Annotated in this window: 15 protein-coding genes; 8 read left to right on the top strand and 7 right to left on the bottom strand. The window is 59.8% G+C overall.

Features of this window, described 5'->3' with window-relative positions; all coding sequences use genetic code 11:
• Positions 1-57: 57 nt before the first annotated feature.
• Positions 58-1,959 carry a potassium transporter Kup gene (locus NVB75_RS13570; protein WP_258347569.1) on the bottom strand — a complete coding sequence of 634 codons (1,902 nt, stop codon included), beginning with the start codon at positions 1,957-1,959 and terminating at the stop codon, positions 58-60.
• A gap of 301 nt (positions 1,960-2,260) precedes the next feature.
• Here NVB75_RS13570 and rimO point away from each other — a divergent pair, with 301 nt between their 5' ends.
• The 5 genes from rimO (at position 2,261) to tsaA (ending at position 6,199) form a co-directional block, all read left to right on the top strand.
• Positions 2,261-3,601, top strand: coding sequence for a 30S ribosomal protein S12 methylthiotransferase RimO (gene rimO, locus NVB75_RS13575; protein WP_169386167.1), 1,341 nt, complete (start codon positions 2,261-2,263; stop codon positions 3,599-3,601).
• 103 nt (positions 3,602-3,704) lie between these two features.
• Positions 3,705-4,178, top strand: a complete 474-nt coding sequence (locus NVB75_RS13580; RefSeq protein WP_258347570.1) for a GNAT family N-acetyltransferase — start codon at positions 3,705-3,707, stop codon at positions 4,176-4,178.
• Between the two features lie 71 nt (positions 4,179-4,249).
• Positions 4,250-4,960 carry an rRNA pseudouridine synthase gene (locus NVB75_RS13585; protein WP_003208627.1) on the top strand — a complete coding sequence of 237 codons (711 nt, stop codon included), beginning with the start codon at positions 4,250-4,252 and terminating at the stop codon, positions 4,958-4,960.
• Between the two features lie 77 nt (positions 4,961-5,037).
• The gene (locus NVB75_RS13590; RefSeq protein WP_258347572.1) at positions 5,038-5,499 is read left to right on the top strand and encodes a DUF1456 family protein; all 462 of its coding nucleotides are present in this window, start codon (positions 5,038-5,040) and stop codon (positions 5,497-5,499) included.
• Positions 5,500-5,503: 4 nt separating this feature from the next.
• Entirely contained in the window at positions 5,504-6,199 is a 696-nt protein-coding gene (gene tsaA, locus NVB75_RS13595) for a tRNA (N6-threonylcarbamoyladenosine(37)-N6)-methyltransferase TrmO (protein ID WP_258347574.1), read from the top strand.
• A gap of 182 nt (positions 6,200-6,381) precedes the next feature.
• Here tsaA and fpr read toward each other — a convergent pair whose 3' ends face one another.
• Entirely contained in the window at positions 6,382-7,161 is a 780-nt protein-coding gene (gene fpr, locus NVB75_RS13600; RefSeq protein ID WP_003189055.1) for a ferredoxin-NADP reductase, read from the bottom strand.
• 124 nt (positions 7,162-7,285) lie between these two features.
• Here fpr and NVB75_RS13605 point away from each other — a divergent pair, with 124 nt between their 5' ends.
• Positions 7,286-8,212 carry a LysR family transcriptional regulator gene (locus tag NVB75_RS13605; protein WP_003208633.1) on the top strand — a complete coding sequence of 309 codons (927 nt, stop codon included), beginning with the start codon at positions 7,286-7,288 and terminating at the stop codon, positions 8,210-8,212.
• On the opposite strand, the gene NVB75_RS13610 is transcribed toward NVB75_RS13605, so the two are convergent.
• The 3 genes from NVB75_RS13610 to NVB75_RS13620 all read right to left on the bottom strand — a co-directional run bounded on the left by NVB75_RS13610 (position 8,209) and on the right by NVB75_RS13620 (position 10,262).
• A complete protein-coding gene (locus tag NVB75_RS13610; protein WP_003208635.1) occupies positions 8,209-8,571 on the bottom strand; it encodes a diacylglycerol kinase in 363 nt (120 codons plus the stop codon). The genes NVB75_RS13605 and NVB75_RS13610 overlap by 4 nt on opposite strands.
• Before the next feature lie 75 nt (positions 8,572-8,646).
• Positions 8,647-9,297 carry a response regulator transcription factor ErdR gene (erdR, locus tag NVB75_RS13615; protein WP_003208636.1) on the bottom strand — a complete coding sequence of 217 codons (651 nt, stop codon included), beginning with the start codon at positions 9,295-9,297 and terminating at the stop codon, positions 8,647-8,649.
• 254 nt (positions 9,298-9,551) lie between these two features.
• Positions 9,552-10,262 (bottom strand): tRNA-uridine aminocarboxypropyltransferase, encoded by a 711-nt coding sequence (locus NVB75_RS13620; protein WP_177070521.1) that lies wholly within the window; start codon positions 10,260-10,262, stop codon positions 9,552-9,554.
• 209 nt (positions 10,263-10,471) lie between these two features.
• Here NVB75_RS13620 and NVB75_RS13625 point away from each other — a divergent pair, with 209 nt between their 5' ends.
• Both NVB75_RS13625 and NVB75_RS13630 read left to right on the top strand, forming a co-directional pair.
• Entirely contained in the window at positions 10,472-10,912 is a 441-nt protein-coding gene (locus NVB75_RS13625; protein ID WP_258347577.1) for a quorum-sensing-regulated virulence factor family protein, read from the top strand.
• A 375-nt stretch (positions 10,913-11,287) separates the two neighbouring features.
• Complete coding sequence (locus NVB75_RS13630) at positions 11,288-12,397, top strand: TIGR00730 family Rossman fold protein (RefSeq protein ID WP_258347579.1); 1,110 nt, start codon at positions 11,288-11,290, stop codon at positions 12,395-12,397.
• A gap of 168 nt (positions 12,398-12,565) precedes the next feature.
• Here the strand turns inward: NVB75_RS13630 and recX are convergent, their stop codons facing one another.
• Positions 12,566-13,033: a recombination regulator RecX gene (gene recX / locus NVB75_RS13635; RefSeq protein WP_063027502.1), complete on the bottom strand. Its 468-nt coding sequence runs from the start codon at positions 13,031-13,033 to the stop codon at positions 12,566-12,568.
• Between the two features lie 8 nt (positions 13,034-13,041).
• Positions 13,042-14,100, bottom strand: coding sequence for a recombinase RecA (gene recA / locus NVB75_RS13640; RefSeq protein ID WP_003208645.1), 1,059 nt, complete (start codon positions 14,098-14,100; stop codon positions 13,042-13,044).
• Between the last annotated feature and the right edge of the window lie 16 nt (positions 14,101-14,116).

Consider the following 14,116-nt stretch of genomic DNA (forward strand, 5'->3'; position numbering starts at 1 on the left):
GCGCCCCTCGCAGCCTCGCCAAGGCTCGACAGCTGCTACGGGGGACGCTGCCAGGGCTTACATTTCTACCTGGGTACCGAGCTCGATCACCCGGTTAACCGGCAGCTTGAAGAAGCGCAGGTTGCCGTTGGCGTTCTTGAGCATGAAGGCGAACAGCCCTTCGCGCCAGCGCGCCATGCCTTTGATGCGAGAGGCGATCACGGTTTCGCGGCTGAGGAAGTAGGTGGTGCGCATCGGGCTGAAGTCCAGGTCATCCAGATGGCACAGCTTCAGCGCCTCGGGCACGTCCGGCTCGTCGGTAAAGCCGAAGTGCAGGATCACGCGGAAGAAGCCTTCGCCGTAGGAGTCCACCTCAAAACGGCGCGAGACGGGCACCCGCGGAATGTCTTCGTAGACCACCGTCAACAGCACCACTTGCTCGTGCAAGACCTGGTTATGCAGCAGGTTGTGCAACAGCGCGTGGGGCACGGCATCGGGCCGCGCGGTGAGGAATACCGCAGTGCCCTGCACGCGGTGAGGCGGCTGCACGCGGATACTGCTGATAAAGATCGGCAACGGCAGGCCACCCTCGTCGAGGCGGTCCACCAGCAACTGCTTGCCGCGCTTCCACGTGGTCATCAGCACGAACAGCACAATCCCCGCGAGTACCGGGAAGGCGCCGCCCTGGACGACCTTCGGCACGTTGGCCGCGAAGTACAGCCCATCCACCAACAGGCAGCAGACCAGGACCGGCACTGCCAATATCGGTGGCCATTTCCACAGCAGCAGCATGACTGCCGACACCAGGATGGTGGTCATCAGCATGGTGCCGGTCACCGCTACACCGTAAGCCGATGCCAGTGCGTTGGAGGACTCGAAACCCAGCACCAGCAGGATCACGCCGACCATCAGCGACCAGTTCACCGCGCCGATGTAGATCTGGCCCTGTTCGGCACTGGAAGTGTGCTGGATGTGCATGCGGGGGATGTAACCCAGCTGGATCGCCTGGCGGGTCAGGGAAAACGCGCCGGAGATCACCGCCTGGGACGCGATCACCGTGGCCAGGGTGGACAACACCACCAGCGGGATCAGCGCCCAACTCGGCGCCAGCAGGTAGAACGGGTTGCGCGCGGCTTCAGGATCGCCGAGCAGCAGGGCGCCCTGGCCGAAATAATTGAGCACCAGCGCCGGCAACACCAGAATGAACCAGGCGCGGGCAATGGGCTTACGGCCGAAGTGGCCCATGTCGGCGTACAGCGCCTCGGCGCCGGTCAACGCCAGTACCACCGCGCCTAGGATGGCCACGCCAATGCCCGGGTGAGCCTCAAAGAAACGCACGCCCCACATCGGGTTCATGGCGTTGAGTACTTCCGGATGCTGGGTGATGCCGTAGGCACCAAGGCCGCCCAGCACCAGGAACCAAGTCACCATCACCGGCCCGAACAACTTGCCGATGCGATCGGTGCCATGCTTCTGGATCAGGAACAAGGCCACCAACACGACAAGAGCGATCGGCACGACCCACTTTTCCAGACCATCGAACGCCAGCTCCAGACCCTCCACCGCCGATAACACGGAAATCGCCGGGGTGATCATGCTGTCGCCGTAGAACAGCGCCGCACCGCACAGGCCACATACCACCAGGAAACTGCGCAATCGCTTGCGCTCACCTGCCGCCCGTCGCGCCAGTGCGGTCAAGGCCATGATGCCGCCTTCACCCTGGTTATCGGCACGCAGCACGAACAGCATGTATTTGATCGATACCACCCAGATCAGCGACCAGAAGATCAGCGCCAGGATCCCCAGCACACCGTCATGGTTGACCTGGACCCCATAACCACCGGTAAACACCTCTTTAAGGGTGTAGAGCGGGCTGGTACCGATATCGCCGTAAACCACCCCCACTGCCGCCACCAGCATGCCGATCGGCTTTGCGTTGGACTGCTCGGCACCTGCTGCCTGACTACTTGCCTGACCCATCAACCACTCCTGCCCTTTGACCTGCGGTCTTTTATAAACAGCGCGCCTGCTGCGGGCGCCTATGCTGTCCACAGCATGCGCTGTTTTACTTCTCGTTACAGACGATTTATTGACCGAGGAAATTCACTCAGGTGCAACGGCGCGAAGCATAGCGCAGCACTCGTCGTATTTCCCTGCATAAAGCTGGTCAAGAGCGATTCCCGTCGATAGAATTGCGCACTTTTTGATCAGAGGCACACCAAGTGCCCGTCCGCCGCCTTTCGTGCACGACTGGTGGCGTCATTCAATACCGAGGTTAGACATGTCCACCACCATCGCAAAAGCCAACCCCAAGGTCGGCTTTGTATCCCTGGGTTGCCCAAAGGCTCTGGTCGACTCCGAACGCATCCTTACCCAACTGCGCATGGAAGGCTATGACGTCGTGTCCACCTACCAGGACGCGGACGTGGTGGTGGTCAACACCTGCGGCTTCATTGACTCGGCCAAGGCAGAGTCCCTGGAAGTGATCGGCGAAGCCATCAAGGAAAACGGCAAGGTGATCGTCACCGGCTGCATGGGCGTGGAAGAAGGCAACATCCGCAACGTGCACCCGAGCGTGCTGGCCGTGACCGGCCCGCAGCAGTACGAGCAAGTGGTCAACGCCGTGCACGACGTAGTGCCGCCGCGCCAGGACCACAACCCGCTGATCGACCTGGTGCCGCCGCAAGGCATCAAGCTGACGCCGCGCCACTACGCCTACCTGAAGATTTCCGAAGGCTGCAACCACAGCTGCAGCTTCTGCATCATCCCGTCGATGCGCGGCAAGCTGGTGAGCCGCCCGGTGGGCGACGTACTGGACGAGGCCCAGCGCCTGGTCAAATCCGGCGTGAAAGAGCTGCTGGTGATCTCCCAGGACACCAGCGCCTACGGCGTCGACGTCAAATACCGCACCGGTTTCTGGAACGGCGCGCCGGTGAAAACCCGCATGACCGAACTCTGCGAAGCCCTGAGCAGCCTCGGTGTATGGGTGCGCCTGCACTACGTTTACCCGTACCCGCACGTTGACGAGCTGATCCCGCTGATGGCCGCCGGCAAGATCCTGCCGTACCTGGACATCCCGTTCCAGCACGCCAGCCCGAAGATCCTCAAGGCCATGAAACGCCCGGCCTTCGAAGACAAGACCCTGGCGCGCATCAAGAACTGGCGCGAGATCTGCCCGGAACTGATCATCCGTTCCACCTTTATCGTCGGCTTCCCCGGCGAGACCGAAGAAGACTTCCAGTACCTGCTGGACTGGCTGACCGAGGCCCAGCTGGACCGCGTCGGCTGCTTCCAGTACTCCCCGGTGGAAGGTGCTCCGGCCAACCTGCTGGACGCTGCCATCGTGCCGGACGACGTCAAGCAGGACCGTTGGGAGCGCTTCATGGCGCACCAGCAGGCCATCAGCTCGGCGCGCCTGCAACTGCGCATCGGCCGTGAGATCGAAGTGCTGATCGACGAAGTCGACGAACAAGGCGCGGTTGGCCGTTGCTTCTTCGATGCGCCGGAAATCGATGGCAACGTGTTCATCGACGATGCCAGCGGCTTGAAGCCTGGCGACAAGGTCTGGTGCACCGTGACCGACGCCGACGAGTACGACCTGTGGGCTGAAAAGCGCGCATAAGATGTAAAGAATTGAAAAAGCCCTGCTTCTGGACAAGATGCGGGGCTTTTTTAGGTCTATCGTTTGGCCCATCAGCGCCAAACATCAGCAAGGGGCAGCGGGCATGCGCCAGCATTCGGTTATCCATACACCCAAATCCAGCGACTATCAGGAACTGACCCGCATCTGGGAGGCGTCGGTGCGGGCCACCCATGACTTCCTGCCGGACAGTTACATCGAGTTGCTGAAAAACCTGGTGCTGACCCGCTACCTCGACGCGGTGATGCTGATCTGCACCAAGGACGCGCGCCAGCGCATTACCGGGTTTGCCGGCGTGGCGGCGGGTAAGGTCGAGATGCTGTTTATCGATCCCGAGCACCGCGGCCAGGGCCTGGGCCGGCAATTGCTGCGCTATGCCATCGAGTCCATGAACGCCGACCAACTCGACGTCAACGAACAGAACCCACAGGCCCTGGGCTTTTACTTCAAGCAAGGCTTCGAGGTGATCGGACGCACGGACCACGACGGCATGGGCCAGCCTTATCCGTTGCTGCACATGCGTTTGCGCCAGGCCCAGCAACAGGCACGTCGCGGCTAAATGAAATGGAGCCGGGATTAACCGGCGCCACACAGGTACAATAGCCGCCCCCTTTTGTTTCGGCCCTTGTCATGACTGAACCCCTACGCCTCTCCAAACGCCTCATCGAACTGGTCGGTTGCTCCCGTCGGGAGGCTGAGCTGTTCATCGAAGGCGGCTGGGTCACGGTGGACGGCGAAGTGATCGACGAGCCGCAGTTCAAGGTCACCACCCAGAAGGTCGAGCTTGACCCTGAGGCCAAGGCCACTGCGCCGGAGCCGGTCACCATCCTGTTCCACGCGCCTGCCGGTGTGGATGCCGAGACGGCCATGGCGTCGATCAACGCCGAGACCCTGTCGGAAGAACACCGCTTCAGCAAACGCCCGCTCAAAGGCCACTTCCTGCGCCTGACCGCCAGCAGTGACCTGCAAGCCAAGGCCAGCGGCCTGCTGGTGTTCACCCAGGACTGGAAGATCCTGCGCAAGCTGACCGCTGACGCGAACAAGATCGAACAGGAATACGTGGTGGAAGTGTCCGGCGACATGGTCGCCCACGGCCTGAACCGCCTCAACCACGGCCTGACCTACAAAGGCAAGGAATTGCCGGCGGTGAAAGCCAGCTGGCAGAACGAGAACCGCCTGCGCTTTGCGTTGAAAAACCCGCAACCGGGTGTGATTGCCTTGTTCTGCGAAGCCGTTGGCCTGAAAGTCGTCGCCATTCGACGCATCCGCATTGGCGGAGTCTCCATCGGCAAAGTGCCGGTAGGCCAATGGCGCTATCTGTCCGGCAAAGAAAAGTTCTAAGACTTTTTTCGCCGCCGAATCTCTCGACACCGCCTGCCTGGGCGGTGTCCACAGTTGAATGACCAGGATTGCCCACCATGATTCACAATGACGTACTGCGTAGCGTGCGCTACATGCTCGACATCAGCGATAACAAGATGGTCGAGATCATCAAGCTCGGCGGCATGGAAGTCACCAAGGACGACCTGCTGACCTACCTCAAGAAAGACGAGGAAGAAGGCTTCGTGTTCTGCCCTGATGAAGTCATGGCGCATTTCCTCGATGGTTTGGTGATCTTCAAGCGCGGCAAGGACGAAACCCGTCCACCGCAGCCAATCGAACTGCCGGTGACCAACAACATCGTCCTGAAGAAACTGCGCGTGGCCTTCGAACTGAAAGAAGACGACATGCACGCGATCCTCAAGGCTTCGGAGTTTCCGGTGTCCAAGCCTGAGCTGAGCGCGCTGTTCCGCAAGTTCGGCCACACCAACTACCGCACCTGTGGTGACCAGCTGTTGCGCAACTTCCTCAAGGGCCTGACCCTGCGCGTTCGCGCCTAAGCCCGTGAGCTACAGCGTCTCGCCCATCGGCTTTGTCCGCTCCTGCTTCAAGGAGAAGTTCGCCATCCCGCGCCAGCCACAACTGGCGCCTGCCGCCCGGGGCGTGCTGGAACTGGTGGCGCCGTTCGACCAGGGTGAGGCGGTGCAGGGTTTGGAGCAGGTCAGCCATGTGTGGCTGCTGTTCCTGTTCCACCAGGCACTGGAAGACAAGCCCCGCCTGAAAGTGCGCCCGCCGCGCCTGGGCGGCAACACGTCCATGGGCGTATTCGCCACCCGCGCGACTCACCGACCGAATGGCATTGGCCAATCGGTGGTCAAGCTGGACAAGGTGGAGGACGGCCGTCTGTGGATATCCGGCATCGACCTGCTGGATGGCACACCGATTCTCGACATCAAGCCGTACGTGCCGTACGCGGACATCGTTGACACCGCGACCAACAGCATCGCCAGCGCTGCGCCACCGCTGATTCCCGTGCAGTGGCTGAAGATTGCGCTGCAACAGGCTGAAGGCCACGCTCAGCGCCTTGGCGAGCCATTGGTGGCGTTGATCGAGCAGTGTCTGGCGCAGGATCCAAGGCCGGCGTACCAGACGCCGGGGCCGGAGCGGGAATACGGGGCGCAGTTCTGGGATGTGGATGTGCGCTGGCACTATCCCGAAGCCGGGATGATTTGTGTGCTGGAAGTGATTGGCGCCAAGTAAATCCCGAAAACGAAAAAGCCCGCGCTGCCTCTAAAGGCAGCGCGGGCTTTTCTTTGGTGACTCAGTCACCTGTAGGAGCGAGCTTGCTCGCGAAGAACGCAAGTACACCGCGCTAATCCAGGATACCCGGGTTATCGTTAACGTTTTTCGCGAGCAAGCTCGCTCCTACCAGTGACCCACGGTCACTTCTCGACGAACGCACGCTCGATCAGGTAGTCACCCGGCTCACGCATACGCGGGGAGACCTTCAAACCAAAGCTGTTCAGCACTTCGCTGGTTTCGTCCAGCATGCTTGGGCTGCCGCACAGCATGGCGCGGTCGTCTTCAGGATTGATCGGCGGCAGGCCGATGTCACTGAACAGCTTGCCGCTGCGCATCAGGTCGGTCAGGCGGCCTTCGTTTTCGAACGGCTCGCGGGTCACGGTCGGGTAGTAGATCAACTTGTCACGCAGGGCCTCGCCGAAGAACTCGTTCTGCGGCAGGTGCTCGGTGATGAATTCGCGGTAGGCGACTTCGTTGACGTAACGCACGCCGTGGCACAGGATCACTTTTTCGAAACGCTCGTAAGTTTCCGGGTCCTGGATCACGCTCATAAAAGGCGCCAAGCCAGTACCAGTGCTGAGCAGGTACAGGTGTTTGCCCGGCTTCAAATCGTCAAGCACCAAGGTGCCCGTCGGTTTTTTGCTGATGATGATCTCGTCGCCTTCCTTCAAGTGCTGCAACTGGGAAGTCAGCGGGCCATCGGGCACCTTGATGCTGAAGAACTCCAGATGCTCTTCCCAGTTCGGGCTGGCAATGGAGTAAGCGCGCATGAGCGGGCGGCCATTAGGCTGTTGCAGGCCGATCATCACGAACTGACCGTTCTCGAAGCGCAGGCCCGGATCGCGGGTGCACTTGAAGCTGAACAGAGTGTCGTTCCAGTGATGAACACTGAGGACACGCTCGTGGTTCATGTTGCTCATGTACGGGGGACTCCTGGAAATGGGTCTGCGCCAAATGATGGATGCGCAATTGCACAGCATTCTAATGGCGGCGACAATATCTGTTAACTGGATTATTAAGATAAGGGTTATCGGTTATATCGATATGCGATTTACTCTACGTCAACTGCAAGTCTTCGTCGCCGTCGCCCAGCAGGAAAGCGTCTCGCGCGCTGCTGGCCTTCTGGCCTTATCTCAATCCGCCGCCAGCACCTCGATTACCGAGCTGGAGCGTCAATCCAGCTGCCAATTATTCGACCGCGCCGGTAAACGCCTGAGCCTCAACGCCCTCGGGCATCAGCTATTGCCCCAGGCAGTGGCGCTGCTGGACCAGGCCAAGGAGATCGAGGACCTGCTCAACGGCAAGTCGGGCTTCGGCTCCCTGGCCGTCGGCGCGACCCTGACCATCGGCAATTACCTGGCCACACTGCTGATCGGCAGCTTCATGCAGCAGCATCCCGAGAGCCAGGTGAAGCTGCATGTGCAGAACACTGCGCATATCGTGCATCAGGTGGCCCACTACGAAATTGATCTGGGTCTAATCGAGGGCGACTGCAGCCACCCGGACATCGAGGTGCAAACCTGGGTGGAAGACGAGTTGGTGGTGTTCTGTGCGCCCCAGCATCATCTGGCCAAACGCGGCCAGGCCACCATGGAAGAGTTGACCCATGAAGCGTGGATCCTGCGAGAACAAGGCTCCGGTACGCGCCTGACCTTTGACCAGGCCATGCGGCATCACCGCAGCGCGCTGAATATCCGCCTGGAGCTGGAACACACCGAGGCGATCAAGCGCGCGGTGGAATCAGGATTGGGGATTGGCTGCATTTCCCGGCTGGCGCTGCGCGACGCCTTCCGGCGCGGCAGCCTGGTACCGGTGGAAACCCCGGACCTGGACCTGGCCCGGCAGTTCTACTTCATCTGGCACAAGCAGAAGTACCAGACCTCGGCCATGCGCGAATTCCTCGAGCTGTGCCGTTCCTTTACCGCCGGGGTGCAGCGCAGCGACGAGATTGTACTGCCGACCATTGCCTAGATCAGGATCACAGCCCACACCAGGGTAATCATGGTCAGCGCGACGAACTGCGCGGCGCTGCCCATGTCCTTGGCGTTTTTCGACAAGGGGTGCAGGTCCAGGGAAATCCGGTCGATCGCCGCTTCAACGGCGGAATTGAGCAACTCGACGATCAACGCCAGCAAGCACACCGCAATCAGCAGCGCCCGCTCTACCCGGCTTACATTCAGGAAGAAACTCAGCGGGATCAGGATGACATTGAGCAACACCAACTGACGAAAAGCCGCCTCGCCGGTGAATGCCGCACGCAGGCCATCCAGGGAATATCCCCCTGCGTTGAAGATACGTTTGATACCGGTTTGACCTTTGAAAGGCGACATAGAGTAGGCAACTGAGCAAAAAGGTGTGGGGAAACTAGAGCACGCAAAGTCAAAAAAACGTGAATGAACAGTGTCTTAATGCTGCGAAATTGACTCAAGTTGTTGCAAGAGCAGCGCCGCCTGGGTCCGCGTACGCACGCCCAGCTTGCGGAAAATCGCCGTGACGTGGGCCTTGATGGTCGCTTCCGACACACTCAACTCGTAGGCAATCTGTTTGTTCAACAGACCTTCGCAGACCATGGTCAATACGCGGAACTGCTGGGGCGTCAGGCTGGCCAGGCCATCACGGGCGGCCTTGGCTTCGTCGGAAACATTGATCTCTTCAAAGGCTTGCGGCGGCCAGGAGACATCGCCATCCAACACCGTGCGCACGGCTTTCTGGATATCTTCCATGGAGCTGGACTTGGGAATGAAACCGCTGGCACCGAACTCCTTGGAGCGCACCACTACCGAAGCCTCTTCCTGCGCCGACACCATCACCACCGGAATTTGCGGGTATTGCCCACGCAACAGTACCAGCCCGGAAAAACCGTAGGCACCGGGCATATTCAGGTCCAGCAGGACCAGGTCCCAGTCGGATTTTTCGGTAAGGCGGGTTTCCAGCTCGGCAATGCTGGCGACTTCGACGAGGCGTACATCCGGCCCCAGGCCCAGCGTGACCGCCTGATGCAGCGCGCTGCGAAACAGCGGGTGATCATCGGCAATCAGGATTTCGTATGTGGCCATTTATTAAATGATCCTGTTTTTTATCGGGGCACTGATGGGTTCAGTGCTCGCCAACGCGCGAGGTGTCTGCCAGGCCAGCAGTCACCAAAGGGCGCGCTCAACGTCAAAAGACGACGTATCCAATCTGTGACAGCGCCCCAATCGGCGCCAAGCATGCCCAGCGTAGCCTGGGTGGTCAAGCGCTACGCCCGTGGCCATTCTAGCCGGCTGCGCGTTTGCGCAGCCATCATGCAAAGGTCGGCTGGCCATGACGCCTATAGATAAGGTGCAAGACGAGTATGGACGACATCGGCCGGGTCCAACGCCAATTGAAACTTGGCGGCCAGGTAGTGGGTGCTGAACACGTCCAGATAGGCGTCGAGTACTTCGCTGGCCGCGTGATCCTCAGCGAGCTCCAGACACAGGGCCGCCACTTCGGCGGTACAGAAATGATCATCACGCTTGGAGCGGCGCAGTTTGTAGCGCGAAAGTTGCTCGGGAGCCAGGCTCAGCACCGGCAAGTGCTCCAGGTATGGGCTCTTGCGGAACATCTTGCGCGCCTCACTCCAGGTACCGTCCAGCAGAATGAACAGCGGGCGCTTGCCCTCTTCCAGGCTGACCTGGTTGACCACCCGCTCCGGCGCCACGAATTCGCCAGGAAAGACGATGTAGGGCTGCCATTGCGGATCGGCCAGCAAGGCGAGCAACTCAGGCTCGACTTCAGTCCGCGACCAGGGGAATGCGGTAGTGTCGTTGATCACATCGGCAATCAGCCAGCCGGTGTTACTGGGCTTCATCGGCTCTACGTCATGCATCAGCAGGCACATGCCGGATTTGGCCTGGACCTTGGGCCGCCAGGCGCACAGGCAATATTCGGGAATCACCCGGCAGCCGGGACAGCGCTCGGCACGGGAGCCTCGAGCAACAAACGGCTTGACGGCGCGGGCCAGGCGCTGAGTGCGCAAACGGGAGACGGCATGGCTCATCGGGTGCGCCGCTGCATGAATGTGGAAATCGACACGGATAGAACTCGGGAAGGCAAAAGTTACCGCAGTTTACCAGAGGCGCCCTCGCCTACCTGCACTTCCCCGCAATAGGCTGGCCGTAGTGGCAGGCGGTCACCTATAATCCCGCGCCACTGAACGCACAGCGCAGTGGCTGGTCTATGCACCAGTAACCGAATCAGGAGAGTTTCATGCTGCGTCTTATGCCACGCCTTGTAGTTCCGTCCGTCGCCCTTGCGTTGGTATTGCCTCTGGGCGCCCAAGCAGCCTCGTTGCTGGAGGCTCAACTGAACAGGAAGCTGCAAAGCGTCGCAGAGGAAACCAACAAGAACCTGCCTCGGGAAATTGACGATAAAACCCTGGAAGTCGCCTACACCGTTGAAGGCCTGCAGCTGATTGATCATCTCAGCGTACTGCCAGACCGCGCCGAGCAAATGCGCGCCAATCCCAAGGCTGTGTACTTCCAGCTGGGTCAAAGCGTGTGCCTGAACGCGGGTTATCGCGAGCTGATGGCCAAGGGCGCGATCATGCGCTACGAAATCACCGAGAACAAAACCAACCGCCCGGTGGCGTCGGTGAAGTTCCAGGAAGCAGATTGCCCGGCGCCGGCTGCGGCGAAGAAGAAAAAGTAAGCGATGCTCCCTGTCGCGCGCCGCTGATCAGCGGCGCGCAATATGCCCCACCGAACTGTCCGCAAGTGCCTGTTCACGGCAACGTCTAAACTCCCTCAGAAGTGATCAATAAGCGGTTGCCAGCCAAGACTTTATAGGCTCATGATCAATTCATCCTGAAAGCCTGGAGCATCGGGTTTTCACACCGTTCTGTAACATTTTCAGGGCAAAAGAGGGTTGCCCTCCTGTGCGTGCAGTGCAAAGGTTTTTAAACATAAGGAACATACAGAACCGGTTTCGCCCACCTCGTTAATCAGAGGCAGCGACACATGCAGTGTCGTGGTCCCGACGAATTTCTCGCCGGCACCCAGGGTTCTGTGAAGAAGGAGAAGTTGAATGCCTTACGAACCGAATGAACTCCTGATCCGTCAATTTGAAGAAAACGGCACCGACCTCACGCAGCAGGTCGACGCGCAACTCCACCTGATTGCGCCCAACAGCCCGAATATCCCCCTTTATCGCGACATGATCTTCACCGTGTTGCGCATGGCCCAGGACGACCGCAGTCGCTGGAATGCCAAGATCACCTTGCAGGCCATCCACGAACTGGACCACGCTTTCCGGGTGCTTGAACAGTTCAAAGGCCGACGCAAAGTCACGGTGTTCGGTTCAGCGCGCACGCCGGTGGAAAGCCCGCTGTATGCCTTGGCCCGGGAAGTGGGCGCGGTTCTCGCCCGCTCGGACCTGATGGTGATTACCGGCGGTGGCGGCGGCATCATGGCGGCGGCCCATGAAGGGGCTGGCCTGCAACACAGCCTGGGATTCAACATCACCCTGCCCTTTGAACAGCATGCCAACCCGACCATCGATGGCACCGAGAACCTGCTGTCTTTCCACTTCTTCTTTACCCGCAAGCTGTTCTTCGTCAAGGAAGCCGATGCCTTGATCCTGTGCCCCGGCGGTTTCGGCACCCTGGATGAAGCGCTCGAAGTGCTGACCCTGATCCAGACCGGCAAAAGCCCGCTGGTTCCAGTGGTACTGCTGGATGCACCGGGTGGCAGCTTCTGGCAAGGTGCCCTGGACTTTATCCGCAGCCAGCTTGAAGCCAATCGCTACATCCTGCCCACCGACCTCAAGCTGGTCCGCCTGGTGTACAACGCTGAAGAGGCGGTGGAAGAGATCAATCAGTTCTATGCGAACTTCCACTCCACTCGTTGGTTGAAGCGCCAATTTGTGATTCGCATGCATCATCCGTTGAGTGACCCCGCACTGGCCCATCTGCAGGAGGCATTTGCCAGTCTTCGCCTCAGTGGCGACTTCCAACAAATCCCGTACACCGGCGAGGAGCATGACGAGCCAAGCTTCAGCCATCTGACGCGGCTGGTATTCAACTTCAACGGGCGCGATCAGGGCCGATTGCGGGAATTGGTGGATTACATCAACTTGCCGGAAAACTGGGCCGAGGCTCAGGGGAAAACGCAGCAGCGGGTGACGGAGACGGCGTGACCTGACATTGAAACGAAAAAAGGCCCGCTATTTTCATAGCGGGCCTTTTGGGTTGTGTCAGGTAGAACGATGCGCAGGTTGGGGCCGCTGCGCAGCCCAGCGGGAGCAAGCTCCCTCGCCACATCAAGCCCCACGATAATCAGAGCAACCATTTATCAGGCGCAGCCTTCAGTCATCCATATCCCGACCGCTCAACAGGCGGCTGATCATCTCCATCGAAAACCCCCGATAACTCAGGAAGCGACCTTGCTTCGCCCGCTCCCGCGCATCAATGGGCAGATGACCGGCAAACTTGCGACGCCAGGTATCTTCCAATTGCGCCTGCCAGTTGATACCGCACTCACGCAAGGCGAGCTCGATATCAGCACGTTGCAGGCCACGCTGACTTAGCTCTTCACGAATTCGCGCAGGGCCATAGCCGGATCGGGCTCGGTAGGACACAAAACTTTCGAGGTAACGGGATTCCGACAGCAGCCCTTCTTCCGTCAAACGGTCAAGGGCTGCGTCGATCATCTCAGGATCTGCGCCGCGCTGACGCAGTTTACGCGTCAGCTCGACTCGACCATGCTCGCGTCGTGCGAGCAGGTCCATTGCAGTGCGCCTTACGGCGACGGGTGTATCGAGGACAACGCTCATCGTTTGCTTCAGATGTCAGTGTCGACTTCTTCTACTTCTTCAACCGGCTCGCGGTTGGCGGCGGCCTTGACGTCAGGTGCCGGGGTCAACAGCTTGTCGCGGATCTGCTTCTCGAGCGTAGCGGCAACATCCGGGTTATCCGCAAGGAACTTGGCCGAGTTGGCCTTGCCCTGGCCGATCTTGCTGCCGTTGTAGGCATACCAGGCACCGGACTTCTCGACGAAACCGTGCAGCACGCCCAGGTCGATCATCTCGCCGTTCAGGTAGATACCCTTGCCGTAGAGAATCTGGAACTCAGCCTGACGGAACGGCGGAGCCACCTTGTTCTTCACGACTTTGACGCGGGTTTCGCTACCGACAACCTCGTCACCTTCCTTCACCGCGCCAGTACGGCGGATGTCCAGACGGACCGAAGCGTAGAACTTCAGCGCGTTACCACCGGTGGTGGTTTCCGGGCTGCCGAACATCACGCCGATCTTCATCCGGATCTGGTTGATGAAGATCACCAGGCAGTTGGCGTTCTTGATGTTACCGGTGATTTTACGCAGGGCCTGGGACATCAGGCGGGCTTGCAGGCCCACGTGCATGTCGCCCATTTCGCCTTCGATCTCAGCCTTCGGTACCAGGGCTGCCACGGAGTCGACCACGATCACGTCGATGGCGTTGGAGCGCACCAGCATGTCGGTGATTTCCAGCGCTTGCTCACCGGTGTCCGGTTGCGAAACCAGCAGGTCGTCAACGTTGACGCCCAGCTTGCCGGCGTATTCTGGATCCAGGGCGTGCTCGGCATCGACGAACGCACAAGTGGCGCCCATCTTTTGTGCCTGGGCAATCACCGACAGGGTCAGGGTGGTTTTACCGGAAGATTCAGGACCGTAGATTTCAACGATACGGCCTTTTGGCAGGCCGCCAATGCCGAGCGCGATATCCAGACCCAGAGAGCCAGTAGAGATAGCCGGGATCGCCTGACGGTCGTGATCGCCCATACGCATTACGGCACCCTTGCCGAATTGACGTTCGATCTGACCCAGGGCCGCAGCCAAGGCTTTCTTCTTGTTGTCGTCCATTAAAGTCCTCACGTAA

The organism is Pseudomonas sp. CBS (assembly GCF_024734645.1).
In the GTDB taxonomy this organism is placed as follows: domain Bacteria; phylum Pseudomonadota; class Gammaproteobacteria; order Pseudomonadales; family Pseudomonadaceae; genus Aquipseudomonas.

Excerpts from the sequence above, each read along its gene's own strand:
- NVB75_RS13570 (WP_258347569.1), bottom strand. The coding sequence starts at position 1,959 with ATGGGTCAGGCAAGTAGTCAGGCAGCAGGTGCCGAGCAGTCCAACGCA.
- rimO (WP_169386167.1), top strand. The coding sequence starts at position 2,261 with ATGTCCACCACCATCGCAAAAGCCAACCCCAAGGTCGGCTTTGTATCC.
- NVB75_RS13580 (WP_258347570.1), top strand. The coding sequence starts at position 3,705 with ATGCGCCAGCATTCGGTTATCCATACACCCAAATCCAGCGACTATCAG.
- NVB75_RS13585 (WP_003208627.1), top strand. The coding sequence starts at position 4,250 with ATGACTGAACCCCTACGCCTCTCCAAACGCCTCATCGAACTGGTCGGT.
- NVB75_RS13590 (WP_258347572.1), top strand. The coding sequence starts at position 5,038 with ATGATTCACAATGACGTACTGCGTAGCGTGCGCTACATGCTCGACATC.
- fpr (WP_003189055.1), bottom strand. The coding sequence starts at position 7,161 with ATGAGCAACATGAACCACGAGCGTGTCCTCAGTGTTCATCACTGGAAC.
- NVB75_RS13605 (WP_003208633.1), top strand. The coding sequence starts at position 7,286 with ATGCGATTTACTCTACGTCAACTGCAAGTCTTCGTCGCCGTCGCCCAG.
- NVB75_RS13610 (WP_003208635.1), bottom strand. The coding sequence starts at position 8,571 with ATGTCGCCTTTCAAAGGTCAAACCGGTATCAAACGTATCTTCAACGCA.
- erdR (WP_003208636.1), bottom strand. The coding sequence starts at position 9,297 with ATGGCCACATACGAAATCCTGATTGCCGATGATCACCCGCTGTTTCGC.
- NVB75_RS13620 (WP_177070521.1), bottom strand. The coding sequence starts at position 10,262 with ATGAGCCATGCCGTCTCCCGTTTGCGCACTCAGCGCCTGGCCCGCGCC.
- NVB75_RS13625 (WP_258347577.1), top strand. The coding sequence starts at position 10,472 with ATGCTGCGTCTTATGCCACGCCTTGTAGTTCCGTCCGTCGCCCTTGCG.
- NVB75_RS13630 (WP_258347579.1), top strand. The coding sequence starts at position 11,288 with ATGCCTTACGAACCGAATGAACTCCTGATCCGTCAATTTGAAGAAAAC.
- recX (WP_063027502.1), bottom strand. The coding sequence starts at position 13,033 with ATGAGCGTTGTCCTCGATACACCCGTCGCCGTAAGGCGCACTGCAATG.
- recA (WP_003208645.1), bottom strand. The coding sequence starts at position 14,100 with ATGGACGACAACAAGAAGAAAGCCTTGGCTGCGGCCCTGGGTCAGATC.